Source organism: Priestia aryabhattai (genome assembly GCF_023715685.1).
Taxonomy (GTDB): domain Bacteria; phylum Bacillota; class Bacilli; order Bacillales; family Bacillaceae_H; genus Priestia; species Priestia aryabhattai_B.
Genome location: NZ_JAMBOQ010000001.1, coordinates 912,397 through 936,441, shown reverse-complemented (window position 1 = coordinate 936,441; position 24,045 = coordinate 912,397). Strand labels below are relative to the sequence as shown.

The following is a 24,045-nucleotide window of genomic DNA, read 5'->3' as shown; positions in this document are numbered from 1 at the left end:
AAAAGCGAAAGGGAAAGTTTTTCCCTTAGCTCTCTACGTGCACGGGAGCAATGGAAAGTAACTTTTATGTTGCTATGGAATTATTAATGATGATACAATTACGTTTATGTGAAACGATTCGGGAGTGAGTATTGATGAGTAAGCGAGATTACTATGAAGTACTCGGTATCAGTAAGAGCGCTACAAAAGATGAAATAAAAAAAGCATACCGCAAGCTTTCTAAACAATATCATCCAGATATTAACAAAGCGGAAGATGCTGCTGACAAATTTAAAGAAGTAAAAGAAGCATATGAAGTATTGAGTGATGACCAAAAAAAAGCACATTACGATCAATTTGGTCATACTGATCCAAATCAAGGCTTTGGCGGCTTTGGTGGAGGCGGTTCAGACTTTGGCGGCTTCGGCTTTGAAGATATTTTCAGTTCAATCTTTGGTGGTGGTGGTCGCAGACGTGACCCTAATGCTCCGAGACAAGGTGCCGATTTACAATATACGATGACACTTTCTTTTGAGGAAGCTGTTTTCGGAAAAGAAACAACAATTGAAATTCCACGTGAAGAAACGTGTGAAACATGTCACGGCTCAGGTGCAAAACCTGGAACAAAAGTCGATACATGTTCGCACTGTAATGGTTCAGGTCAGTTAAACGTTGAACAAAACACGCCGTTTGGCCGCGTGGTAAATCGACGTGCATGTCATCATTGTAATGGTACGGGAAAAATCATTAAAGACAAATGTGCAACGTGCCACGGTGACGGTAAAGTAACAAAACGACGTAAAATTAATGTTAAAATCCCAGCTGGTGTAGATGATGGTCAACAGCTGCGCGTAAGTGCTCAAGGAGAACCAGGGGTAAATGGTGGCCCTCCGGGAGATTTATACGTAGTGTTCCACGTGCGCACTCATGAATTCTTTGAACGTGATGGAGACGATATCTACTGCGAAATGCCTTTAACGTTTGCTCAGGCAGCGCTAGGCGATGAAGTAGAAGTACCAACTCTACATGGCAAGGTGAAGCTAAAGATTCCTGCTGGTACACAAACGGGAACAAAATTCCGTTTAAAAGGAAAAGGTGTGGCAAACGTACGAGGATATGGTCAAGGAGATCAGCATATTCACGTTCGAGTTGTAACTCCAACAAAAATATCAGAAAAACAAAAACAATTATTGCGTGAGTTTGCTGAACTGAGCGGTCAAGAAGCCGTTGATGAGCAGCATGATTCCTTTTTTGCAAAAGTAAAACGAGCAATTAAAGGAGAATAATTGTCTTTCATAGTAAACAGAGACAGGTTGGTAAAGGTACTTTGCCAACCTGTCATCTGTCATGTTCATATTTAAAATCTTATATTACTGAAGGCAGAAAGGATGAAGTTGGTAGCAATGAAATGGTCTGAAATTTGTATTCATACAGCGCAAGAAGCAATTGAACCCATCTCTCATATTTTACATGAATCAGGAGCTAGCGGGGTAGTCATTGAAGATCCTGCTGATTTAGTGAAGGACAGAGATACAACTTTTGGTGAAATCTACGATTTAAACGTAGAAGACTACCCAGAAGAAGGTGTCGTGATTAAAGCATATCTTCCAGTTAACAGCTTTTTAGCAGAAACTGTGGATGGTATCAAAAAAGAAATTAATGGACTGCTTGTTTACGATTTTGATTTAGGAGCTAACAAAGTTACAATCAGTGAAGTGAACGAGGAAGAGTGGGCCACCGCTTGGAAAAAATATTACCACCCCGTGAAAATTTCAGAGCGTTTTACGATTGTACCAACTTGGGAAAACTATGAAAAAGTAAGCACAGATGAGTTGATTATTGAGCTTGATCCCGGAATGGCTTTTGGTACAGGTACACATCCAACGACAGTTATGTCCCTTCAAGCATTGGAAAGAACAGTGAAAGCAGGAGATACTGTTATCGACGTGGGTACAGGTTCAGGAGTGCTGAGTATTGGCGCAGCTCTGTTAGGAGCAAGTGATGTACAAGCCCTAGACCTTGATGAAGTAGCCGTACGTTCTGCCCGCGAAAATATTGAACTGAATCAAGTTGGAAATATCGTAACAGTAGGTCAAAACAACTTATTGCAAGGTATAGAAGGACCGGTTGACATTGTTGTGGCGAATATTCTAGCTGAAGTAATCGTTCGTTTTGTAGACGATGCTGCAAAGGTATTAAAGCCAGGAGGCATGTTCATTACGTCAGGTATTATTAGTGCGAAAAAAGAAGATGTCAAAAAAGCGTTAATGGGAGCGGGCTTTGTTATTCAAGAAGTAACGCTTATGGAAGACTGGGTAGCAATTATTGCGCAAAAACAAGCTTAACAAGTGAGAAGGTGCCAAGATGCAACGTTATTTTCTACCAAATGATCAATTTCAAGAGCAAAGTGTCATAGTGACAGGTGATGATGCCCATCATATCTCACGTGTCATGAGAATGAATGAAGGATCACAGTTTATTGCCTGTAATGAACAGGGTCAAGCTGCTTTGTGTGAAATTGAAAATATTTCCGCTAACGAAGTGAAAGCATCTATTATAGAATGGATAAGCGAAGAAAAAGAGCTTCCAGTCCATGTTACAATCGTGAACGGTCTGCCTAAAGGGGATAAGCTCGAGCTTATTATCCAAAAAGGGACAGAACTTGGGGCGTATAGGTTTATCCCTTTTATTGCGGCTCGTTCAGTTGTTAAATGGGATGATAAAAAGAGTCAAAAAAAATTAGATCGCTGGAACAAGATTGCTAAAGAGGCTGCAGAACAATCTCATCGTACGATTGTACCAGCAGTAGAAACCCCAATTTCTTTTAAAAAACTAATAGAAATTAGCGGTGATTATACTCATAAAGTTGTAGCCTATGAAGAAAGAGCAAAGCAAGGAGAAACATCTCATCTACACGCTGTTCTTTCATCTTTGAAGCCCGGCAATTCCTTGCTTGTTGTTGTAGGCCCTGAAGGTGGTTTGACCGAGCAGGAAGTAGAAGTATTAGAAGAAAATGAATTTACAATAAGCGGATTTGGTCCGCGAATTTTACGAGCAGAAACAGCCCCTTTATATGCGCTGTCTGCTATATCCTATCAAACTGAGTTAATGAGGTGACGATTATGTCAACAGTTGCTTTTCACACGCTAGGGTGTAAAGTAAATCACTATGAAACAGAAGCAATCTGGCAATTGTTCAAAGGCCAAGGCTATGAGCGTGTTGAATATGAACAAACTGCCGATGTATATGTAATTAATACATGTACGGTAACAAATACAGGAGATAAAAAAAGCCGTCAAGTTATTCGCAGAGCTGTGCGAAAAAATCCAGATGCGGTTATTTGCGTTACTGGATGTTATGCCCAAACTTCCCCTGCTGAAATTATGGAAATTCCTGGTGTTGATATCGTAGTAGGTACACAAGATCGTGTCAAGATGCTTGATTATATTGAACAATTTAAGAAAGAGCGTCAACCGATTAACGGTGTAGGAAACATTATGAAAACACGCGTATATGAAGAGCTAGATGTACCGGCATTTACAGACCGTACGCGTGCTTCGTTAAAAATTCAAGAAGGCTGTAACAACTTCTGTACATTCTGTATTATTCCATGGGCACGCGGTTTAATGAGATCTCGTGATCCTAAAGAAGTAGTAGCACAAGCACAGCAGCTAGTGGATGCGGGATATAAAGAAATCGTGTTAACAGGTATTCACACTGGTGGATACGGAGAAGATATGAAAGATTACAATCTTGCACAGCTGCTTCGTGATTTAGAGTCTCAAGTAAAAGGATTAAAACGCATTCGTATTTCATCAATTGAAGCAAGTCAAATTACGGACGAAGTTATTGAGGTACTAGATCAATCAGAAATGGTTGTCCGCCATTTGCATATTCCTCTTCAATCAGGTTCAAATACGGTATTGAAGCGTATGCGCCGTAAGTACACAATGGAGTTCTTTGGTGAGCGATTAAACCGTCTGAAAGAAGCTCTTCCTGGATTAGCGATTACATCAGATGTGATTGTTGGCTTCCCAGGCGAGACAGAAGAAGAGTTTATGGAGACGTATAACTTTATTAAAGAGCACGGTTTTTCGGAGCTTCACGTATTTCCTTATTCTAAACGTACAGGTACGCCAGCAGCTCGTATGAATGACCAAATTGATGAAGAAGTAAAAAATGAACGTGTGCATCGTTTAATTGAACTTTCAAATCAATTGGCAAAAGAATATGCTTCAACGTTTGAAGGAGAAGTACTAGAAGTAATTCCGGAAGAAAAATATAAAGAAGAACCTGAAAGTGGTTTATATGTAGGATATACTGATAACTACTTAAAGGTTGTGTTTAAAGCGTCTGAAGAAATGGTTGGAAAGCTTGTAAAAGTTAAAATTACAAAAGCTGGATATCCTTACAACGAAGGTGAGTTTGTCCGTGTGTTAGATGATATTCATCTTCAAGATCAGGTAAAAATGAGCTCATAATGCTTATTTAAAAGCTGCGTGTTTACGCAGCTTTTTTCATACGTATAAAAAAGCTGAACGAGTAATGTTTTATCAAGAAAGTTCATAAAATAAAGAGGGAATAACTGCATTACTTTATGTAAAGCGGTTGACCTTAAGGAATCATTATATTATAATTGCAAAAGACATGTCTAACATGTCATTTCATTATGATGTTAGTGGTTTTGTTCGGAGGGAGGGAATTAGAATGTCAAGAACAGTTGTTCGTAAAAACGAATCGCTTGAAGATGCTCTTCGTCGCTTCAAACGTTCAGTTTCAAAAACTGGTACGTTACAAGAAGCAAGAAAGCGCGAATTCTATGAAAAGCCTAGCGTAAAGCGTAAGAAGAAATCTGAAGCTGCTAGAAAACGCAAGTTCTAATAAGAGGGTGGATTTATGAGTCTTCTCGAGCGTTTAAATAGTGATATGAAACAAGCGATGAAAAACAAAGAGAAAGAGAAGCTTGGGGTCATTCGTATGGTCAAAGCATCTCTTCAAAACGAAGCCATTAAGTTAGGAACTGACCTAACTGAAGCAGACGAGTTGACGGTTATTTCTCGCGAATTCAAACAACGTAAAGACTCCCTCCATGAATTTGAGAAAGCAGGTCGTCAAGATCTTGTTGATAAAATTCATTCTGAATTAGCGGTTTTAGAAGTTTACGCTCCTAAACAGCTAACTGAAGAAGAGTTATCTGAAATTATTAAAACGACGATTGAAGAAACGCAGTCTTCCTCTAAAGCTGATATGGGGAAAGTTATGGGAGCGCTTATGCCGAAAGTAAAAGGCAAAGCGGATGGCTCTCTTGTTAATAAGCTTGTCCTTCAACACTTATCATAAAAAACACCTTACCTTGTGTAAGGTGTTTTTTATATGGATAATAATCGAACTTAAGTTTTGTTTTTTCTGTTGCAAAGAATAAAATAGATAAATTTTAAAAAATTTGAAACTATTGTTAAAGTTATTCGTATATACAGGTACATACTCATACTATCTATGGAAGGAGGGAAGTGTATTCGGTGAAAACCTTATTTTCTTTCGTGTGCTTTCTTATCTTAGCCACTGGGTTATTCCCCACTATTAGCACCGCTGATGTGAAGCGCGTACACGTTATTCCTGTAAATAAAACGGTAGAAAATGGACTGCTTTCTTTTCTAAACAGATCCATTGAAGATGCGGAAAATGACGGTGCAGATTTGATTATATTGGACATAGATACTCCTGGAGGAGCTGTAGATGCAGCTTCTGAAATAGCTAAAAGCTTAACCTCAACACCTATTCCTACCGCTGCTTTTGTCGATAAAAAAGCATTATCAGCCGGGGCGTATATTGCACTTAACGCCGATCAAATTTACATGACACCCGGTTCTACAATGGGATCGGCAGCTGTGATTGACCAAAAGGGAAATACAGCAGGAAAAAAAGCTCAGTCCTACTGGTTATCGGCTATGAAGAGCGCAGCAGAACAAAATAACCGAAACCCTAAATATGCAGAAGCGATGGCAAATACAAAGATGGTAATACCTGAGCTCAACTTAAAAGGAAACGAATTGTTGACGCTCACTCCGAAGCAAGCCGAGCAAGTTGGTTATTCAGAAGGGACTGTAAAAAATTTAGACGACCTCCTGAGCGTACTTGGCTATGAAGATGCTAAACTGACGTATGCGAAAATGAGTGTAAGTGAACAAATTGCTCGTTTTCTTACCCATCCGCTTGTTGTTCCTATTTTATTATCTATTGGTGCTTTAGGAATTGTAATTGAATTGTTTACGCCTTCATTTGGTATTGCGGGCTCTATTGGAATAGCTTCACTTCTTTTATTTTTCTATGGTCATATGGTAGCAGGATTAGCTGGAATGGAAGCGCTTGTTTTATTTATAGCAGGGATTATACTGCTTCTGTTAGAGATTGTAGTACCAGGCGGAGTTTTAGGATTACTAGGGCTTGGAGCTATCATTTTAAGTTTTTTTATGTCAACAGATAATAATGTCGAAATGGGAATTTCTCTTGTAATTGCAATAGTGGTGGCACTGGGAGGTGCGTTTGTGATGATGAAATTTTTTAAAAGAAAGCTTACACCTTTCAAAAAAATGGTGCTTAATGATTCACTTAATACCGAATCTGGTTATGTGTCGAATCAAAATCGTTATGAATTAATAGGAAAACAAGGTAAAACAACAACACCGCTGCGTCCTTCAGGTACCGTGCTCATCGATGAAGAGTATGTGGATGTAGTCACTGAAGGCGGATATTTAGACAAAGATGTGTTAGTAAATATTATAAAAGTAGAGGGATCAAGGGTTGTGGTGCGGAAGCTCACAGAGCCTTTGAAAAAGGAGGACCTTAATTAATGGAAGTAGGTAGCGTATTGTTTTTTGTAGTTATTGGTCTAGCAATTATTGCTTTAGCTGTTTTTTTCACTTTTGTACCGATTATGCTATGGATCTCAGCATTAGCAGCAGGCGTTCGTATTAGTATTTTCACACTGGTCGGAATGAGACTTCGTCGAGTGATACCATCTCGCGTTGTAAACCCGTTAATTAAAGCAAGTAAAGCAGGTTTAGGTATTACCATTAATCAATTAGAAAGCCACTATTTAGCAGGCGGTAACGTTGACCGCGTTGTAAATGCGTTGATTGCAGCGCATCGAGCAAATATTGAGTTAACATTTGAGCGGGGAGCAGCTATCGACTTAGCGGGCCGTGATGTACTAGAAGCTGTACAAATGAGCGTTAATCCAAAAGTTATTGAAACACCCTTTATTGCAGGGGTGGCTATGGATGGAATTGAAGTCAAAGCAAAAGCTCGAATTACCGTTCGTGCAAACATTGATCGACTAGTAGGGGGAGCTGGAGAAGAAACGATTATTGCCCGTGTTGGTGAGGGGATTGTTTCTACAATCGGTTCACAAAAAGATCACAAAAAAGTATTGGAAAATCCTGATATGATTTCTCAAACCGTTTTAGGAAAAGGGTTGGATTCAGGGACAGCGTTTGAAATCCTATCTATTGATATTGCTGACATCGATATTGGTAAAAATATTGGGGCAGTTCTTCAAACAGACCAAGCAGAAGCAGATAAAAATATTGCACAAGCAAAAGCCGAAGAACGTCGTGCAATGGCCGTTGCTCAAGAACAAGAAATGCGTGCAAAAGTAGAAGAAATGCGTGCAAAAGTAGTAGAAGCAGAAGCAGAAGTACCGTTAGCGATGGCAGAAGCTCTGCGCTCTGGCAATATTGGCGTCATGGATTATATGAACATTCAAAACTTGACTGCTGATACGGATATGCGTGATTCAATTGGAAAAATGTCTAAAGAAGACGATGAGAAATAATGAATCAGCTTAACAAGGAGGTTTTCTCCTAATGAATATCGTTGAAACGCTTATTAAACTAATTATTAATAATGCTTTCATTTTTGTCATCATTGGAGGGATTATTTTTAACATTGTGCAGCGTTTTATGGCTCAGTCAAAAGAGGAAGAACAGCAGCGTTCTAAAAGAGCTCCTATACCTCCTGTAAACAATTCTTCAAGGCGGGAAAGACCTAGATATCGCCCTGTCAAAGAAGAGCCAAAAACAGCTCGTATGGAGCCAGAAACCGTTCCTTCAGCAGAAGCAAATCCTTTGCAAGAAAAACTGGAAGAGCTAAAAAACCGTTCGTATCATGAACCGTCTATTCAAAAGAAAATCACAGTTAAAGAACCAAAAATCGCGGGTGAGAAAAACGTTTTTAAGCCCATTTCTCGTAAAGAAGCTGTTCAAGGAGTGATATGGTCCGAAATTCTAGGGCCGCCAAAATCGAAACAACGTAAATATAAACGATAAATAGATGTGATACATTAACCCCCTTTCTCATAAACATGAGATGAAAGGGGGTTCTTTTTATGAGCAAAAAGTGGAGACATCAAATGAAAAGATGGATGACAAAAACAATGGAACTACCCGCTGATGTATTAATGGATCTTCCCCGTATTACGTTAGTTGGACAAATACACATCTATATTGAAAATCATAAAGGTTTATTAGCCTTTTCTGATACTGAAATACGCGTGTTACTAAAACAGGGACAAATGTTAATTCGAGGTGAAGGACTGGTCATTAAAGTAATACTGCCAGAAGAACTGGTTTTAGAAGGTAAAATCAATCAAGTTCTTTATTTAGAACAATAACACAAGGAGGAAAAAAATGAAGAATGGATGGACAAACTTTGTTATTGGTACCGTACGTATTCGAATTGTTGGAAAAGGAATTGAACGTTTCTTAAATAATTGTGTGAGACAACAGATTATGATTTCGAATGTCCATAAAGTTGACGGTCAGCTAGCGACAGCAACGATATTATTGAAAGATATAAAGAAAATTCGTATACTAATTCGCAACGCAGATTGTAAAATTTATTTTATAAGAGGCAGAGGGTTTCCTTTTTTAACAAAACGAGTGATCAAAAATAGTGGGTTTGCTTTAGGTTTTCTTTCTTTTTTTATTATTCTTGGTTTGCTTTCCAACATGGTGTGGAAAGTGGAAATTAGCGGTGCAGAACCACAAACAGAACATCAAATGACTAAGCAGCTTGCCAAAATAGGTGTAAAAAGAGGAGAGTTTCAATTTCTGTTAGAGAGTCCTGAAAAAATTCAGCGCTATTTAACGGATAATATGAACAATATTACCTGGGTGGGTGTAGAAGTGCGCGGCACTTCTTATCACTTCCAAGTGGTTGAAAAAAATGAGCCCAAGCCTCAGCAAAAAACAACTTACCAACATTTAATTGCTAAAAAGAAAGCCATTATTACGAATTTGTTTGTCGAAAAAGGACAACCTTTAGTCAAGGTTAATGATTTTGTCAATGAAGGCGAGGTCTTAGTTTCCGGTATTATTGGAAACGAAAAAAATAAAAAGGTAGTAGCTGCTAAAGGGAAAGTCTACGGTGAAACATGGTATAAGTCTGAGGTGGAAGTGCCTTTAAAAACTGATTTTCAGGTATTAACGGGTAATGGATATACGAAGCACTATTTAGATTTTCAAGCTTTTAAAATGCCTCTTTGGGCTTTTAACAAAGAGAAATACGGCTCAAAGGTGACAGAAAAAGTTGAGCATCCACTCTATTTTTTAAAATGGAAATTACCTCTGTCGTATGAGAAAGTTGCTGTGCGAGAAGAACAGAACTCTCAGCGCGTCTATTCTAAACAAGAGGCGGTGGAAAAAGCTTTGGAAATCGGTCGAAAAAAATTACTATCAACTTTAGGTGAGGATGCTAAAATAAAAGGTGAAAAAGTTTTGCACCAAGAACAGGACAATGGTAAAGTTAGATTATCAATACATTACCAAGTTATAGAAAATATTGCGAACACTCAACCAATTATTCAAGGAGATTGATGAATGTCAGAACAGCTAGTAACAATTAACGTACAACTTGATGATTCAAACGAAGCCATTTCATTATTTGGCGTACAAGATGCGAATTTAAAGCGAATTGAAGAAGAAATGCAGGTCTCTATCATTTCAAGAGGTGAGACTGTTGTAGTCTCCGGAAGTACAGAAAATGTTCAGCTAGTAGAAGAAATGCTTAAAAAGTTACTGAACATTATCCGAAAAAATATTTCCATATCTGAACGAGATGTTGTGTATGCGATTCAATTAGCTAAGAAAAACTCTCTCGAGTTTTTTGAAGATGTATATGAAGAAGAGATTGGTAAAAATGTAAAGGGTAAGACCATTCGTGTTAAGACATTAGGACAAAGTCAATACATTTCTGCTATTAAGAAAAACGATTTGGTATTTGGAATTGGTCCTGCTGGTACGGGGAAAACGTATTTAGCTGTTGTCATGGCCGTTAATGCCCTAAAAAATGGTCACGTACAACGTATTATTTTAACACGTCCTGCTGTTGAAGCAGGTGAAAGTCTTGGCTTCTTGCCAGGAGATTTGAAAGAAAAAGTAGATCCGTACTTGCGGCCTCTGTACGATGCATTACATGATGTATTAGGAACAGAACATACGCAACGCCTAATCGAACGCGGAGTTATTGAAATAGCACCCCTTGCTTATATGCGAGGTCGTACACTAGATGATGCGTTTGTTATCTTAGACGAAGCACAAAACACCACGATGGCGCAAATGAAGATGTTTTTAACACGACTAGGATTTGGGTCTAAAATGGTCATTACAGGAGATATTTCACAAATTGATTTACCAAAAGGAGCTCAGTCTGGTTTAGCAGCTGTCTCGAAAATCCTGACCAATGTTAAAGGTATTTCGTTTGTTCATCTAGAACAGTCAGATGTCGTGCGCCACCCACTTGTGGGACGCATCATTCAAGCGTACGAACAAGCTGACCAAAAGACCCTTTCTTAATAGGGTCTATTTTTTGTAAAAGGGGGTACGTTTGTGTCAACGTTTCGGATAATCAAGCAAACAATGGCACAGATCGAGCGATTACGGTTAATTCAAATTGGGTTATATGCCTTGTTAGGTGTAATGATGTTTGCGTCTATGTATAGCAATGTAAAGCCGCAGGAATTAGATCTCAGACTACTGTCTATTTCCCCGCAAACAATTTACTCGCCCGTTACCATTGAAGATAAAGAGAGCACAGAGAAGAAGCGGGCAGAGGCAGAACAAGCCGTTGAAGATGTGTATACACAAAAAACAGAATACGCACAGAACCAAGTCGATCTTGTTGCATCTATTTTTGATGCGATGATGGAAGTTAATACGGAATATGAAAAAGAAGATCATGAAGATAACAGTATCGATGCTGTATTAAAAACCAAACAAAAAATGCTAGAGGACAAGCTTCCTGAAGACATTCAAAAAAACTTGCCAAAGGATACCATTAAGCAGCTGCTTCAGTCTTCTAACAGTGATTTATCGATTGCAAAAGACGCCGTGGTCACAGCTGTTCATCATGTGATGAAAGATCAAGTGAAGATTAGCGATGTAGAAGAGAAAAAAGATCAGGTAGAAAGTCAGCTCGTTTACACCAATGTCAGCAACTCCCTAAAGGATTCAATGAATGCAATTGCTAAATTCGCTATCATTCCAAATGTGATTTATGATCCGCAAAAAACAGCTGAAAACCGTCAAGCAGCTGTGGAAAAAGTGGAGCCTGTCCGAATCAAACAAGGTCAGATTATTGTAGAAGAAAATCAGCTTATTAATCCTGATATATATCGTCAGCTCCAGCTCGCGGGATTGTTGAATAATAAAGGATCTATTCAGCCTTTTGCGGGATTAGCTTTGCTGATTGTGATGATGATAGCGGGCCTCATTTACTATTTGCGTGAATTTCACACCAATACATATCAGCCCTTGTTGTTATATGTATTGGTAGCAACCATTACGATTGGCCTCATGAAAATCCTAAGCTTTTTTCAGCAAATTGATTTATCGGAAATTGGTTTCTTAGCTCCTGTTGCGGTGGGAGGTTTGCTGATTCGAATTTTAATGGATGAACGCATTGCTATTTTATCAAGCATTGTATTTGCTATTTGTGGAAGCATTATTTTTAATGGTGAATTGACAACCTCGTTTAATATGAACATTGGGATCTACTTTTTAATTAGCAATATTGCTGCTATTTTATTTTTAAGCAGGCAGCACAGACGTTCACGGATTTTGCAGGCAGGTCTATTTGTGGCTATGGTGAACGTAATTATCAGCTTTGCTATTATTTTTATTAAAAATGGTCAAATTGGTACTGTAGAGCTAGGCTATTACAGTATGATGTCAATTGCATCTGGTGTTATTGCTTCTGTTTTAACTATAGGATTGCTTCCGTTTTTTGAAAGTGGATTTGGCATTTTATCTACGATGAAGCTAATTGAATTATCGAGTCCTACTCATCCGCTATTACGTAAAATTTTAACGGAAACACCGGGAACGTATCATCACAGTGTAATGGTGGCAAATTTATCTGAAGCGGCGTGTGAAACGATAGGAGCTAATGGTTTATTAGCGAGAGTGGGAGCCTATTATCACGATATTGGTAAAACGAAGCGACCGCAGTATTTTATTGAAAATCAAATGAATATTACCAATCCGCATGATAAACTAAGTCCGAAGACTAGTAAAAATATTATAATCGCACATGCTACAGATGGAGCTACCATTTTGCGAAATCACAAGTTTCCAAAAGAGATTGTAGATATTGCAGAGCAGCATCACGGAACGACTCTGCTTAAGTTTTTCTATCATAAGGCACTTGAACAAACAGAAGAAAAAATTGATGAAAAAGAATATCGTTATCCTGGACCAAAGCCTCAGTCGAAAGAAGCGGCGGTTATTTGCATAGCTGATAGTGTAGAAGCAGCCGTAAGGTCAATGTCCAATCCGACTCCGGAAAAAATTGAGAACTTGGTGCGAAATATTATTAAAGATCGCTTGCAGGATGAGCAGCTTAGCGAGTGTAACGTAACGCTCAAAGAGCTAGAGTTAATTCGCCAAGCACTATGTGAAACTTTAAATGGGATTTTTCATTCCCGAATCGAATATCCAGAGATAAAAAAAGAGAAGGTGAAGGTATGAGTTTAGTTATTGATTTTATTGATGAAACAAACGAAGTGAGTGAAGAGCAGCAAAAAGAGCTGGAGAAGCTGCTTGAAGCTGCTGCTATATATGAAAATTTGCAAGAGGATGCAGAAGTATCTGTTACATTTGTGGATAATGATCGAATTCAAGAAATCAATCATCAATATCGCCATAAAAACCAGCCAACGGATGTAATTTCGTTTGCGCTAGAAGAAATGGGCGAAGATGAAATGCAAATTATCGGAGACGAGATGCCAAGAGTCCTAGGGGATATTGTCATTTCGATTCCAAAAGCTCATGAGCAAGCAGAAGAATACAATCACTCGTTTATGAGGGAGCTAGGATTCTTAACGGTTCACGGTTTCTTGCACTTGCTTGGATATGACCATGAAACATCAGAAGATGAAAAAGAGATGTTTACACGTCAAAAAGATATTTTAGAACAATATGGACTCTCGCGATAAAAAAGGGATAGCTAAAGTTGTCAGTAGCTTTGGTTATGCAATAGAAGGGTTTATATATGTCTGTAAAACACAGAGAAACATGCAAATTCACGTAGCAGCTTCTTTCATCGCCCTTCTCTTAGGTACCGTGCTGTCAATTACAGCTGGTGAATGGACGGTTGTGCTGCTTCTGATTGCAGGCATGTTCAGCTTGGAGTTAATGAATACAGCGGTTGAAAAAGTTGTAGATTTAGTTTCTCCTGAATATCACATACTAGCAAAACACGCAAAAGATGCAGCTGCAGCCGCGGTGCTGGTCTATGCGTGTTTTGCTGTCCTTATAGGAGGAATTATTTTCTTAAAGTATTTGTTTTAAAAAGGAATCTTTTTGGTTCTTTACACCCCGTGGTATAATAAAAAAGGACAAGTTAAACGACATGTAGAAGCGCAAAAGGAGAGCGGATAAATGGATAAGACCGAACTGATTGATGAGGCGAAAAAAGCTCGTGAAATGGCTTATGTACCGTATTCAAAATTTAAAGTTGGTGCAGCTTTATTGACGAAAGATGGAAAGGTTTATCGCGGCTGCAATATTGAAAATGCGGCTTATAGCATGTGCAATTGTGCTGAGCGTACAGCTTTATTTAAAGCATATTCAGAAGGAGATAGAGAGTATGCAGCACTTGCTGTAGTAGCTGATACTGATCGTCCTGTTTCTCCGTGTGGAGCATGCAGACAAGTAATCTCTGAGCTTTGTCCAAAAGAAATGAAAGTTATATTAACCAATTTAAAAAATGACATACAAGAATTAACTGTGGAAGAATTACTTCCAGGAGCATTTTCATCGGAGGATTTACATGAGTAATAATGAATTTAAGTCAGGTTTTGTTTCAATTATTGGAAGACCAAACGTAGGGAAATCAACTTTTTTGAACCGAGTAATTGGTCAAAAGATTGCGATTATGAGTGACAAACCGCAAACAACTAGAAATAAAATTCAGGGTGTGTACACGGAAGATCATGCACAAATTGTGTTTATTGATACGCCTGGAATTCATAAACCAAAGCATAAATTAGGCGACTTTATGATGAAGGTAGCGCAAAATACGCTTAAAGAAGTAGATTTAATTTTATTTATGATTAACGCAACAGAAGGCTTAGGTCGAGGCGATGAATTTATTATCGAGCGTTTAAAAGATACAAAAACGCCTGTTTTCCTTGTGATTAATAAAATTGATGAAATTCATCCAGACGAATTGTTTTCAATTATCACGACGTATAAAGACTTATATCCTTTTGCTGAAATTGTGCCAATTTCAGCTTTACAAGGAAATAACGTGGAGCGTTTGCTTGATCAAATCAAGCAGCGATTGCCAGAAGGGCCGCAATATTACCCGGCAGATCAAGTAACGGATCACCCAGAACGCTTTATTATTACGGAATTAATTCGTGAAAAAGTACTGCATGCAACGAGGGAAGAAATACCTCATTCTATTGCGGTTGTGATGGATTCTATGCAAAGACGAGATAATGGCGCTGTTTACGTCGGCGCTACAATTATCGTCGAACGAGATTCACAAAAAGGCATCGTAATTGGAAAGCAAGGAAAGATGTTAAAAGAGGTAGGAAGAAAAGCAAGAGCAGACATTGAAGCCCTTTTAGGTTCAAAAGTGTTTTTAGAACTATGGGTGAAAGTGCAAAAAGATTGGCGAAACCGAGCGACGCATCTCCGCGACTTTGGATTTAGAGAAGACGAATATTAATCATTTGAGTGCTTGTTTGCGTCGATTTATACCCCTTCATAAAAGAAGGTAATTTGTAAAAAATTGTGTTACATGATTTTACGTCGGAAGGCTATTCTAAACATAAGGAATTGAAATATGTATCTGATCTTTATGGTTAGAAAGGTGGGAGTTCTATGTTGAATTTTACTTGGAACATTTTTTCACAAACAGGTAGCATTGATACTTATCTCATTTTTAAGGAACTTGAAAATGAAGTGAAAGAAAGACCCGAAACATATGAGGACAACAGCGAAAGTCTCAATTCTCCCTTGTCTTAGCCTTCTGTAAGATGGCGGTGATGATGATTGTTTAAAAAGTGTGAAGGAATTGTCATTCGAACGAATGATTACGGTGAATCAAATAAAATTGTCACCATTTATTCACGTGAACTCGGAAAAGTAGGACTCATGGCAAGAGGGGCGAAAAAGCCCAATAGTCGCTTAGCTTCCGTCACACAATTATTTACGTATGGATACTTTTTTATACAAGCAGGTTCAGGAATGGGTACTCTCCATCAAGGAGAAGTTATCTCATCTATGAGAAGCATACGCGAAGATATCTTCACAACAGCGTATGCTTCTTATATTCTTGAATTAACAGATAAAGCTACTGACAACAATAAACCCAATCCATTTCTATTTGAACTGCTGCACCAAACCATTCATTATATAAACGAAGAGTATGATGCAGAAATCTTAACATTTATTTATGAAATGAAAATGTTAAACGTTCTAGGTCTTCACCCTACATTAAATGAATGTGCAGTCTGTCATCAAGGTGAAGGAACATTTCATTTTTCCATTCGAGAAGGCGGGTTTATTTGTCATCGATGCTTAGAAAAAGATCCTTATCATTTGAAAATTAGTCCGATGACGGTTAAACTATTAAGACTATTTTATTACATTGATTTAAAGCGGTTAGGTTCTATTTCTGTTAAGCCCGAAACAAAAAAACAATTAAAGTTTGTAATTGATCAATATTACGAAGAATATTCAGGATTGTTTTTAAAAACAAAGCGGTTTTTGAATCAGATGGAGTCTTTAAAACAATCGCTCTCTGATGAGAAATAGGAAAGATAATCAGTGATATGCAAGGAATTGCTGTCGCTAGGGTGCCTCGTAGTATGTAGGGGACACCCTTTTTACTGTGGAGCAAAGGGGGAGTTTCGCTTATTGTAAGTGTAATGCCTGCTTTTTTTGAAAAGCCGTGGTAAAATAAACGGCATTCTAAAAAGATAAAATGCTAAAATTAATAAGTTATAGCTTTTACTTTTGCTTAAAAAGTATATAATGTTTTATAAATAGTATGTCACATTTGATGATTAGGTGGTGAGTACAATCGAACTGAACAAACGACAAGAACAAATTTTGCAAATTGTCAAAGACGAAGGACCTATTACAGGTGAGCATATTGCAGATCAGCTTAGCCTTACGCGGGCAACGCTAAGACCGGACTTGGCTATTTTAACAATGGCTGGTTATTTAGAAGCGCGACCGCGCGTAGGTTACTTTTACACAGGTAAAACAGGAGCACAGCTTCTTACAGATAAAATAAAAAAAATACAGGTGCAAGAATATCAGTCTATCCCGGTAGTCGTGAACGAAAATGTGTCGGTATATGATGCTATTTGTACAATGTTTCTAGAAGACGTGGGGACCCTTTTTGTAGTGGATGAGAAATCTCAGCTAGTGGGAGTACTGTCGCGTAAAGATTTATTGCGCGCGAGTATCGGAAAGCAAGAGTTAACATCTATTCCTGTTCATATTATCATGACGAGAATGCCCAACATTACATATTGCTATCGCGAAGATTTGTTAATTGATATTGCTAAGATCTTAATTGAAAAACAGATTGATGCTATGCCCGTTATTAAAGAGGGAGACGGCAATTTTGAAGTGGTGGGACGCATTACCAAAACAAATATTACAAAACTACTAGTAGCATTAGCAAATGATGAAGTATTATAAGTGAAAAAGGATTAAAAAGGGGATGCACAAAATATGAACAACCCATGTCTTTATGTCATTTCGGATTCTGTAGGTGAGACAGCTGAACTAGTTGTAAAGGCTGCATCAAGTCAGTTCAATATGACAGACTTTGTAATTAAAAGAGTACCTTACGTAGAGGACATCGCAACACTTTCAGAAGTGGTTTCAGTAGCGAAGATGAACAACGCTATTATTGGCTTTACGCTAGTAAAGCCCGAAATGAGAGAATTTTTAATTCAAGAAGCGTCCAAGAACGGGGTAGAGGTATTTGATATTATTGGACCTTTAATTGATAAAATTCAATCTTCTTATCAACTTTCTCCTCGCTATGAGCCTGGCATGGCTAGAAAATTAGACGAAGATTATTTTAAGAAAGTAGAAGCCATTGAATTTGCAGTGAAATATGATGATGGGCGTGATCCGAGAGGCATTCTTAGAGCGGATATCGTATTAATCGGTGTATCAAGAACGTCTAAAACACCTCTTTCTCAATTTTTAGCACATAAGCGTTTAAAAGTAGCCAATGTTCCGATTGTACCTGAAGTAGATCCGCCAGAAGAGCTGTTTCACGTATCACCTGAGAAGTGTATAGGGCTTACTATTAGTCCCGAAAAATTAAACGATATTCGTAAAGAGCGTTTAAAGTCTCTTGGTCTAAACGATAAAGCAATTTATGCTAATATTGGCCGTATTAAAGAAGAACTTGAATTTTTCCAAGGGATTGTAGATAAGATCGGCTGTGAAGTGGTTGACGTATCCAACAGAGCCGTAGAAGAAACAGCTGGTATCATTCTTAATACCATCAAAAAGAAATAAACGATGGATCTCCTCTGTGCGTGACATAAAGGAGATTGCTTTCTTATTTTTTTAGACTGTAAGCCTAAAAAAATATACCGAAGATGAATATGACAGAACTTTTAAAAACAAGTGACTTTTGTATAGAAAATATAGGTTGTTTATATTATAATAAAAAATTGTGATAAAAAAGAATAGTTTTAGGTTTAGACTTTGTTAAGAACGAATAAACTATTTATATAAAAGTCAAGTCAAAATCGAAAAAAGTATTCGACAAATGCCATCTACAGGAAATAACAAATTGTTAGAAGGAATCTCTGGAGGGATGTAGAATACAGAGTTATAGCAAAAGAAAAAGTAAAGTTTTTGTCGATGCTGATGCATGCCCTGTTAAAGCAGAAATCGTTGAACTTACACATACATATGACATCGAGCTTGTGTTTGTTGCTTCCCATGCTCACATGCAAACAAATCCTACACCAGGAAAATGGGTCTATGTGGATGCAGAAAAGGAAGCCGCAGATTTATATATTTTAAATCACGCAGTCAAGCAGGATATTGTCGTAACTCAAGATACTGGCTTAGCAAGCATGTTAGTAAGTCGAGGGGTTTACGCACTGTCTCCTCGTGGAAAGTACTATAATGACGACGAAATGAATACGGTGCTTTTCTTTCGCTATGTTTCTGCAAAAGAGCGACGGTCAGGGCGTCATACTAAAGGCCCAAAGGCATTTAGTGAAGAAGATCGCCAGCATTTCATTCAAGCTTTTGAAAAAATGTTGTCGAAACTTGCAGGAATTTAGCACTTAGTGAAGAATATTATATGAAATACGGAGCTGTTACTATGGCAAATCGAATTCCTGATGAAGTAATCGACCGTATTCGGCATTCAGTAGATATTGTCGACGTCATAAGCGATTATGTACAACTAAAAAAACAAGGGCGCAATTATTTTGGACTCTGTCCGTTTCATGGGGAAAGCACACCATCTTTTTCAGTATCGCCTGATAAACAAATTTATCATTGCTTTGGATGCGGTGCAGGAGGTAATTCATTTTCATTCATAATGGAATTAGAAGGACTGTCCTTCACGGAAGCAGCTCAGCAGCTTGCTGAAAAAGGAGATATTCCTTTCGAACATGAGATACATCCTCATGAAGAAGATAATCAAAAGCCTAGCAATAAAATGATTGAAGCACACGAGCTTTTAAAGAAATTTTACCATCATTTATTGGTAAATACAAAAGAAGGCCAAGATGCTTATGATTATTTAATAAATCGAGGGTTTTCACGCGAAATTATCGATGAATTTGAGATAGGTTTTGCTTTAGATTCGTGGGAATTTGTAAGTAAGTTCTTAACAAAACGTGGGTTTAATCCGCAAGAGATGGAACATGCAGGTTTAATCATTAAACGCAACCAAGATGAAACGTACTTTGATCGTTTTCGTGATCGAATTATGTTTCCTATTGCTGACTTGCAAGGCAAAACAATTGCATTTTCAGGGCGCCTGCTAAAAGAGATAAAAGGGCAGCCTAAATATTTAAACAGTCCCGAAACTTCTATTTTTAACAAAAGTCGCACACTCTACAACTTTCACCGCGCTAAAAAACATATACGCAAAAATCAGCAAGTTATTTTATTTGAAGGATTTGCAGATGTTATTTCGGCTGTTAAAGCGGGGTGTCCAAACGCAATTGCAACAATGGGAACTGCCTTAACAGAAGAACAAGCCAAGATTATTCGCCGAAATGTAGAGTCCGTTATCATTTGCTATGATGCAGATTCTGCCGGAATTGAAGCAGCGCACAAAGCAACTGCTATCTTAACAAATGTGGGTTGTACCGTTAAGATTGCTGTGATGCCGGATGGTTATGATCCGGATGATTATATTAAAGAATACGGGGCAGAGAAGTTTCAAAATGATGTTATTAACAGCAGCTTGACCTTTATGGCATTTCAAATGAGGTATCTCCGCCGAAAACGAAATCTACAAAATGAATCTGAACGTATGCAATACATTGAAGACGTTTTGAAAGAAATAAGTCTCCTTACGAAAGCCGTAGAACGAGATCATTATTTACGCCAATTGGCACAAGAGTTTTCCATTTCATTAGATGCGCTTAAAGAACAGCAGTATCAAGTGTATCGAACTGAAAAAAAGAAAAAGGATAATGATTCTCCAAATCGAAATAATATAAATAGACAACCAGTCGTAAAGAGAAGCTTATTACCGGCTTATCAAAATGCAGAACGTTTTTTGATCGCTCATATGTTGAAAGATAAGGATGTAGCATTTAGAATTCAAGACCGACTTCAAGGTCAGTTCAATGTCGAAGAACATCGTGCGCTTGTTCTATATTTGTATGCCTATTACGAGGAAGGACATGAGCCTAATCCGAGCGGATTTATCGAACGGTTGCCCGAGTCTTCGTTGTCTAGTCTAGCTTCAGAACTGGCGATGATGTCAATTAATGATGAATTGTCGGAGCAAGCATTGAATGATTATATCCAAACTATATTGATTTACCCACAAAGGGTAGCGGTAGAAAAAAAAGAAGCAGAAAAGCAAGAAGCAGAGCGTCAAAAAGATTATTTAAAAGCTGCGACAATAGCAATGGAAATTTTACAGTTAAAAAAAACGTTAAAATAAACGATATTGCGTATTAGTCCCACTTTTAGAAGGTTTTCCTTAAAATTTTGGAAGGAGGGGATCTGATGGCTGAAAAATCAGCTCAATCAAAACAACTTGATTCAGATTTAACAATTGAACAAGTAAAAGATCAATTGACCGAAATCGGAAAAAAACGTGGTGTGCTCACATACGAAGAAATTGCAGAGCGTATGGCGAACTTCGAAATTGAATCCGATCAAATGGATGAATATTATGAATACCTTGGAGAACAAGGTGTTGAAGTAATGAGTGAATCTGAAGCAAATGATGACGATGCCGATCCCGATATTCAAGAACTGTCAAAAGAAGAAGAGTTTGATTTAAATGATTTAAGTGTACCTCCTGGTGTGAAAATTAATGATCCAGTTCGTATGTACTTAAAAGAAATCGGACGCGTTGACTTATTGTCAGCAGAGGAAGAAATCAATTTAGCAAAACGTATTGAAGAAGGCGATGAAGAAGCGAAACGTCGTCTTGCTGAAGCAAACTTACGTCTTGTTGTAAGTATCGCTAAACGCTATGTTGGACGCGGTATGCTGTTTCTTGATTTAATTCAGGAAGGAAACATGGGTCTTATCAAAGCGGTAGAAAAATTTGATTATCGCAAAGGTTATAAATTCAGTACGTATGCGACATGGTGGATTCGTCAAGCTATTACTCGTGCGATTGCTGACCAAGCAAGAACGATTCGTATTCCCGTTCATATGGTTGAAACGATTAACAAGCTAATTCGTGTTCAACGTCAGCTTCTTCAAGATTTAGGTCGCGAACCATCTCCTGAAGAAATTGCAGAAGATATGGATTTAACACCAGAAAAAGTTCGTGAAATCTTAAAAATTGCCCAAGAGCCAGTTTCTCTTGAAACACCAATTGGTGAGGAAGACGATTCTCATTTAGGTGACTTCATTGAAGACCAAGATGCAACATCACCTTCTGAACATGCTGCGTATGAATTATTAAAAGAGCAGTTAGAAGACGTCCTTGATACGTTAACAGATCGCGAAGAAAATGTTCTTCGACTCCGTTTTGGTCTGGACGATGGACGTACGCGTACGCTTGAAGAAGTAGGAAAAGTATTTGGCGTAACGCGTGAGCGTATTCGTCAAATTGAAGCTAAAGCGCTTCGTAAGCTCCGTCACCCTAGCCGAAGCAAACGTTTAAAAGATTTCTTAGAATAGATAAAAGCGTAAATAACGCTTATGAGATAGCTTCTTTCCCTGAGGAAAGGGGCTATCCATTTTTTATGGAATAAATTTCATAAAAACGCATTTTGAAGAAGTATATTGATTTTTTTACCAACTTTTCTTCTTTCATATATTTTACTGAATTGTCCTTCGTTTTGCAAATGCTCCTTTATATTCTTTTGTTATAGAAGCGTAAGCTGTTCAAATTACATTTAAACATCCGAAAAATGGAATCGCTATCATTTTATTCTTGCTTTGATTAGTACTCTTCTATTATAACATGAAAAAATTAAAACGTTTTAAAAGTTGAGAAAATTTACAAAAATGAATTATAATTAAATAATGTAAGCGTATACATTTTTTTAGGGGGAATAAAAATGAATTTTGAATTAACCAATGAACAAAAGATGATTCAACGGACGCTCAGAGAGTTTTCAGAGGCTGAAGTAGCACCAAATGCATTAGAGCGCGATCGAAGTAAACAATTTCCGCTTGATGTTTTTAAAAAGTTAAGTGAGCTTGGTGTGATGGGCCTTCCTTTTCCTGAAGAGTATGGAGGCGGAGGAGCAGATACGGTTAGTTTTGCTATTGTCGTAGAGGAATTAAGTAAAGCTTGTGGCTCTACAGGAATTACATACTCAGCTCATGTTTCGCTCGGGGGGGCACCTATTTATCTATTCGGAACAAAAGAGCAAAAAGAACAGTACCTACCTGTTTTATGCTCGGGGGAATCTTTTGGAGCGTTTGGTTTAACCGAACCGAACGCAGGAAGTGATGCGGGAGGAACGGAGACCGAAGCAGTGTTGAAGGATGGAACATTTAAGATTAATGGTAGTAAATGCTATATTACGAATGCCAGCTATGCAAAGTTTTTAGCTTTAACAGCTGTTACAAATCGTACAGAAGGTAAAAAAGAAATCTCAGCTATTATCGTACCTACAGAAGCTCGAGGTTTTACCGTAATAGACAATTACGAGAAAATGGGTCTACATGCTTCAAATACAACTGAACTCGTTTTAGAGGATGTTGAAGTGCCTGAAGAGAATTTACTCGGTGTAAGAGGAGAAGGTTTTAAACAATTTCTAATGACGCTTGACGGAGGAAGAATTGGAATTGGAGCAATGGCCGTTGGAATCGCTCAAGCTGCTTATGAAAAAGCACTGTCATATGCGCAGGAAAGAAAGCAATTTGGGAAAGCTATTTCATCATTTCAAGCGATTCAGTTTAAATTAGCTGATATGGCGATGAAAATTGAGTTAGCAAGAAATATGGTGTATAAAGCAGCATGGTTAAAAGACCAAGGAAAGCCATTTACGAAAGAAGCTGCTATGTGTAAATTGTACGCTTCTGAAATTTGTATGGAAGTAGCCAGTCAAGCTGTTCAGATTCATGGAGGATACGGTTACATGAAAGAGTATCACGTGGAACGGTATTTACGGGATGCTAAGCTTTTAGAAATTGGAGAAGGAACTTCGGAAATTCAGCGCTCGGTTATTGCAAGGCAAATTGGTTGTTAAGATAAGCACTAAGAAATTAGTTAATTATGTAAATAAAACCCTTTCACTTATGAGCATTTTCAAGTAAAATAAAAGTGCTTATACTATTTTGTTATTTCTAGGGATGGGAATACATAAAGGGGGTATAGTGAGTGAAGCGAAATCCGCTAATACCATTTTTATTAATTGCGGTAATTGGGATTGCTTTAATGTTAACGCTTTCGTTCAACGGATTGAACAATGCGAAAGAAATTGCGGCTGAAAAAGAAGGCGGGGGCGCGGAACAGCAGGCTTCAGCTAAACCAGAAGAAATTTATCAAAAAACTTGTATTGGCTGTCACGGTGATCAATATCAAGGTGGAGTAGGTCCTTCGTTAAAAGGAATTGGGAAAAAAGTTTCTCAAGACGAAATTGCAGATATTGTTGTAAACGGTAAAGGAAACATGCCGCCTGGGCTGGTTCCTCCGGAAAAAGCGAAGGAAATGGCTAAATGGGTATCAGAAATTAAATAGAGTTCAGAAACATGATTTTCTGGAAAGCCGCTCATTTATAAAGCAGGCTTTTTTTTTATAACTTTTTTAGACGCATTCAGCTAAAAGGAAAACATGAAGAGAAATAGGAATCATGTACCTATCTATGTTAAAATAATGAACAGTAATCACATAGAGAATAGG

At 38.0% G+C, this 24,045-nt stretch carries 26 protein-coding genes; all 26 read left to right on the top strand.

What is annotated here, in order from left to right:
• The first annotated feature begins 134 nt into the window (after positions 1 to 134).
• The 26 genes from dnaJ (at position 135) to cccA (ending at position 23,883) form a co-directional block, all read left to right on the top strand.
• On the top strand, positions 135 to 1,265 hold the full coding sequence (gene dnaJ, locus M3225_RS04870) for a molecular chaperone DnaJ (protein WP_251391446.1): 1,131 nt from the start codon (positions 135 to 137) through the stop codon (positions 1,263 to 1,265).
• 117 nt (positions 1,266 to 1,382) lie between these two features.
• On the top strand, positions 1,383 to 2,324 hold the full coding sequence (gene prmA / locus M3225_RS04865) for a 50S ribosomal protein L11 methyltransferase (protein WP_251391862.1): 942 nt from the start codon (positions 1,383 to 1,385) through the stop codon (positions 2,322 to 2,324).
• 19 nt (positions 2,325 to 2,343) lie between these two features.
• Positions 2,344 to 3,096, top strand: coding sequence for a 16S rRNA (uracil(1498)-N(3))-methyltransferase (locus M3225_RS04860; protein ID WP_251391444.1), 753 nt, complete (start codon positions 2,344 to 2,346; stop codon positions 3,094 to 3,096).
• A gap of 5 nt (positions 3,097 to 3,101) precedes the next feature.
• A complete protein-coding gene (gene mtaB / locus M3225_RS04855) occupies positions 3,102 to 4,460 on the top strand; it encodes a tRNA (N(6)-L-threonylcarbamoyladenosine(37)-C(2))-methylthiotransferase MtaB (protein ID WP_251391441.1) in 1,359 nt (452 codons plus the stop codon).
• A gap of 226 nt (positions 4,461 to 4,686) precedes the next feature.
• On the top strand, positions 4,687 to 4,860 hold the full coding sequence (rpsU, locus tag M3225_RS04850) for a 30S ribosomal protein S21 (RefSeq protein WP_013059237.1): 174 nt from the start codon (positions 4,687 to 4,689) through the stop codon (positions 4,858 to 4,860).
• A gap of 15 nt (positions 4,861 to 4,875) precedes the next feature.
• Complete coding sequence (locus M3225_RS04845) at positions 4,876 to 5,319, top strand: GatB/YqeY domain-containing protein (RefSeq protein WP_013059236.1); 444 nt, start codon at positions 4,876 to 4,878, stop codon at positions 5,317 to 5,319.
• Positions 5,320 to 5,498: 179 nt separating this feature from the next.
• A complete protein-coding gene (locus M3225_RS04840) occupies positions 5,499 to 6,830 on the top strand; it encodes an NfeD family protein (RefSeq protein WP_251391439.1) in 1,332 nt (443 codons plus the stop codon).
• Positions 6,830 to 7,813, top strand: coding sequence for a flotillin-like protein FloA (gene floA / locus M3225_RS04835; protein ID WP_013059234.1), 984 nt, complete (start codon positions 6,830 to 6,832; stop codon positions 7,811 to 7,813). The genes M3225_RS04840 and floA overlap by 1 nt, the downstream gene beginning before the upstream one ends.
• A 31-nt stretch (positions 7,814 to 7,844) precedes the next feature.
• On the top strand, positions 7,845 to 8,306 hold the full coding sequence (locus M3225_RS04830; protein WP_251391437.1) for a hypothetical protein: 462 nt from the start codon (positions 7,845 to 7,847) through the stop codon (positions 8,304 to 8,306).
• 59 nt (positions 8,307 to 8,365) lie between these two features.
• Entirely contained in the window at positions 8,366 to 8,650 is a 285-nt protein-coding gene (yqfC, locus tag M3225_RS04825) for a sporulation protein YqfC (RefSeq protein ID WP_013059232.1), read from the top strand.
• 16 nt (positions 8,651 to 8,666) lie between these two features.
• Positions 8,667 to 9,854 carry a sporulation protein YqfD gene (gene yqfD / locus M3225_RS04820; RefSeq protein WP_251391435.1) on the top strand — a complete coding sequence of 396 codons (1,188 nt, stop codon included), beginning with the start codon at positions 8,667 to 8,669 and terminating at the stop codon, positions 9,852 to 9,854.
• A gap of 3 nt (positions 9,855 to 9,857) precedes the next feature.
• A complete protein-coding gene (locus M3225_RS04815; RefSeq protein ID WP_013085052.1) occupies positions 9,858 to 10,832 on the top strand; it encodes a PhoH family protein in 975 nt (324 codons plus the stop codon).
• Between the two features lie 63 nt (positions 10,833 to 10,895).
• The gene (locus M3225_RS04810) at positions 10,896 to 13,004 is read left to right on the top strand and encodes an HD family phosphohydrolase (RefSeq protein ID WP_374109812.1); all 2,109 of its coding nucleotides are present in this window, start codon (positions 10,896 to 10,898) and stop codon (positions 13,002 to 13,004) included.
• Positions 13,001 to 13,471 carry an rRNA maturation RNase YbeY gene (ybeY, locus tag M3225_RS04805; RefSeq protein ID WP_025750544.1) on the top strand — a complete coding sequence of 157 codons (471 nt, stop codon included), beginning with the start codon at positions 13,001 to 13,003 and terminating at the stop codon, positions 13,469 to 13,471. The genes M3225_RS04810 and ybeY overlap by 4 nt, the downstream gene beginning before the upstream one ends.
• On the top strand, positions 13,455 to 13,826 hold the full coding sequence (locus tag M3225_RS04800; RefSeq protein ID WP_251391433.1) for a diacylglycerol kinase family protein: 372 nt from the start codon (positions 13,455 to 13,457) through the stop codon (positions 13,824 to 13,826). The genes ybeY and M3225_RS04800 overlap by 17 nt, the downstream gene beginning before the upstream one ends.
• Positions 13,827 to 13,916: 90 nt before the next feature.
• Positions 13,917 to 14,315, top strand: a complete 399-nt coding sequence (locus tag M3225_RS04795) for a cytidine deaminase (protein ID WP_251391431.1) — start codon at positions 13,917 to 13,919, stop codon at positions 14,313 to 14,315.
• The gene (gene era, locus M3225_RS04790) at positions 14,308 to 15,213 is read left to right on the top strand and encodes a GTPase Era (protein WP_251391430.1); all 906 of its coding nucleotides are present in this window, start codon (positions 14,308 to 14,310) and stop codon (positions 15,211 to 15,213) included. Before M3225_RS04795 ends, era begins: the two co-directional genes overlap by 8 nt.
• Positions 15,214 to 15,368: 155 nt before the next feature.
• On the top strand, positions 15,369 to 15,512 hold the full coding sequence (locus M3225_RS04785) for a YqzL family protein (protein ID WP_014458193.1): 144 nt from the start codon (positions 15,369 to 15,371) through the stop codon (positions 15,510 to 15,512).
• A gap of 27 nt (positions 15,513 to 15,539) precedes the next feature.
• Positions 15,540 to 16,304: a DNA repair protein RecO gene (recO, locus tag M3225_RS04780; protein WP_251391429.1), complete on the top strand. Its 765-nt coding sequence runs from the start codon at positions 15,540 to 15,542 to the stop codon at positions 16,302 to 16,304.
• Between the two features lie 258 nt (positions 16,305 to 16,562).
• On the top strand, positions 16,563 to 17,201 hold the full coding sequence (locus M3225_RS04775; RefSeq protein ID WP_025750542.1) for a helix-turn-helix transcriptional regulator: 639 nt from the start codon (positions 16,563 to 16,565) through the stop codon (positions 17,199 to 17,201).
• Positions 17,202 to 17,234: 33 nt separating this feature from the next.
• The gene (locus M3225_RS04770) at positions 17,235 to 18,038 is read left to right on the top strand and encodes a pyruvate, water dikinase regulatory protein (RefSeq protein ID WP_013059222.1); all 804 of its coding nucleotides are present in this window, start codon (positions 17,235 to 17,237) and stop codon (positions 18,036 to 18,038) included.
• A gap of 311 nt (positions 18,039 to 18,349) precedes the next feature.
• On the top strand, positions 18,350 to 18,820 hold the full coding sequence (locus tag M3225_RS04765; protein ID WP_308215725.1) for a YaiI/YqxD family protein: 471 nt from the start codon (positions 18,350 to 18,352) through the stop codon (positions 18,818 to 18,820).
• Between the two features lie 41 nt (positions 18,821 to 18,861).
• A complete protein-coding gene (gene dnaG / locus M3225_RS04760) occupies positions 18,862 to 20,670 on the top strand; it encodes a DNA primase (RefSeq protein ID WP_251391428.1) in 1,809 nt (602 codons plus the stop codon).
• 65 nt (positions 20,671 to 20,735) lie between these two features.
• Positions 20,736 to 21,869 carry an RNA polymerase sigma factor RpoD gene (gene rpoD / locus M3225_RS04755; RefSeq protein ID WP_013059219.1) on the top strand — a complete coding sequence of 378 codons (1,134 nt, stop codon included), beginning with the start codon at positions 20,736 to 20,738 and terminating at the stop codon, positions 21,867 to 21,869.
• Between the two features lie 383 nt (positions 21,870 to 22,252).
• Complete coding sequence (locus M3225_RS04750) at positions 22,253 to 23,392, top strand: acyl-CoA dehydrogenase family protein (RefSeq protein WP_251391427.1); 1,140 nt, start codon at positions 22,253 to 22,255, stop codon at positions 23,390 to 23,392.
• Positions 23,393 to 23,523: 131 nt separating this feature from the next.
• Positions 23,524 to 23,883: a cytochrome c550 gene (cccA, locus tag M3225_RS04745; RefSeq protein WP_013059217.1), complete on the top strand. Its 360-nt coding sequence runs from the start codon at positions 23,524 to 23,526 to the stop codon at positions 23,881 to 23,883.
• Positions 23,884 to 24,045: the final 162 nt, after the last annotated feature.

Excerpts from the sequence above, each read along its gene's own strand:
- dnaJ (WP_251391446.1), top strand. The coding sequence starts at position 135 with ATGAGTAAGCGAGATTACTATGAAGTACTCGGTATCAGTAAGAGCGCT.
- prmA (WP_251391862.1), top strand. The coding sequence starts at position 1,383 with ATGAAATGGTCTGAAATTTGTATTCATACAGCGCAAGAAGCAATTGAA.
- M3225_RS04860 (WP_251391444.1), top strand. The coding sequence starts at position 2,344 with ATGCAACGTTATTTTCTACCAAATGATCAATTTCAAGAGCAAAGTGTC.
- mtaB (WP_251391441.1), top strand. The coding sequence starts at position 3,102 with ATGTCAACAGTTGCTTTTCACACGCTAGGGTGTAAAGTAAATCACTAT.
- rpsU (WP_013059237.1), top strand. The coding sequence starts at position 4,687 with ATGTCAAGAACAGTTGTTCGTAAAAACGAATCGCTTGAAGATGCTCTT.
- M3225_RS04845 (WP_013059236.1), top strand. The coding sequence starts at position 4,876 with ATGAGTCTTCTCGAGCGTTTAAATAGTGATATGAAACAAGCGATGAAA.
- floA (WP_013059234.1), top strand. The coding sequence starts at position 6,830 with ATGGAAGTAGGTAGCGTATTGTTTTTTGTAGTTATTGGTCTAGCAATT.
- M3225_RS04830 (WP_251391437.1), top strand. The coding sequence starts at position 7,845 with ATGAATATCGTTGAAACGCTTATTAAACTAATTATTAATAATGCTTTC.
- yqfC (WP_013059232.1), top strand. The coding sequence starts at position 8,366 with ATGAGCAAAAAGTGGAGACATCAAATGAAAAGATGGATGACAAAAACA.
- yqfD (WP_251391435.1), top strand. The coding sequence starts at position 8,667 with ATGAAGAATGGATGGACAAACTTTGTTATTGGTACCGTACGTATTCGA.
- M3225_RS04815 (WP_013085052.1), top strand. The coding sequence starts at position 9,858 with ATGTCAGAACAGCTAGTAACAATTAACGTACAACTTGATGATTCAAAC.
- M3225_RS04810 (WP_374109812.1), top strand. The coding sequence starts at position 10,896 with ATGGCACAGATCGAGCGATTACGGTTAATTCAAATTGGGTTATATGCC.
- ybeY (WP_025750544.1), top strand. The coding sequence starts at position 13,001 with ATGAGTTTAGTTATTGATTTTATTGATGAAACAAACGAAGTGAGTGAA.
- M3225_RS04800 (WP_251391433.1), top strand. The coding sequence starts at position 13,455 with ATGGACTCTCGCGATAAAAAAGGGATAGCTAAAGTTGTCAGTAGCTTT.
- M3225_RS04795 (WP_251391431.1), top strand. The coding sequence starts at position 13,917 with ATGGATAAGACCGAACTGATTGATGAGGCGAAAAAAGCTCGTGAAATG.
- era (WP_251391430.1), top strand. The coding sequence starts at position 14,308 with ATGAGTAATAATGAATTTAAGTCAGGTTTTGTTTCAATTATTGGAAGA.
- M3225_RS04785 (WP_014458193.1), top strand. The coding sequence starts at position 15,369 with ATGTTGAATTTTACTTGGAACATTTTTTCACAAACAGGTAGCATTGAT.
- M3225_RS04770 (WP_013059222.1), top strand. The coding sequence starts at position 17,235 with ATGAACAACCCATGTCTTTATGTCATTTCGGATTCTGTAGGTGAGACA.
- dnaG (WP_251391428.1), top strand. The coding sequence starts at position 18,862 with ATGGCAAATCGAATTCCTGATGAAGTAATCGACCGTATTCGGCATTCA.
- rpoD (WP_013059219.1), top strand. The coding sequence starts at position 20,736 with ATGGCTGAAAAATCAGCTCAATCAAAACAACTTGATTCAGATTTAACA.
- M3225_RS04750 (WP_251391427.1), top strand. The coding sequence starts at position 22,253 with ATGAATTTTGAATTAACCAATGAACAAAAGATGATTCAACGGACGCTC.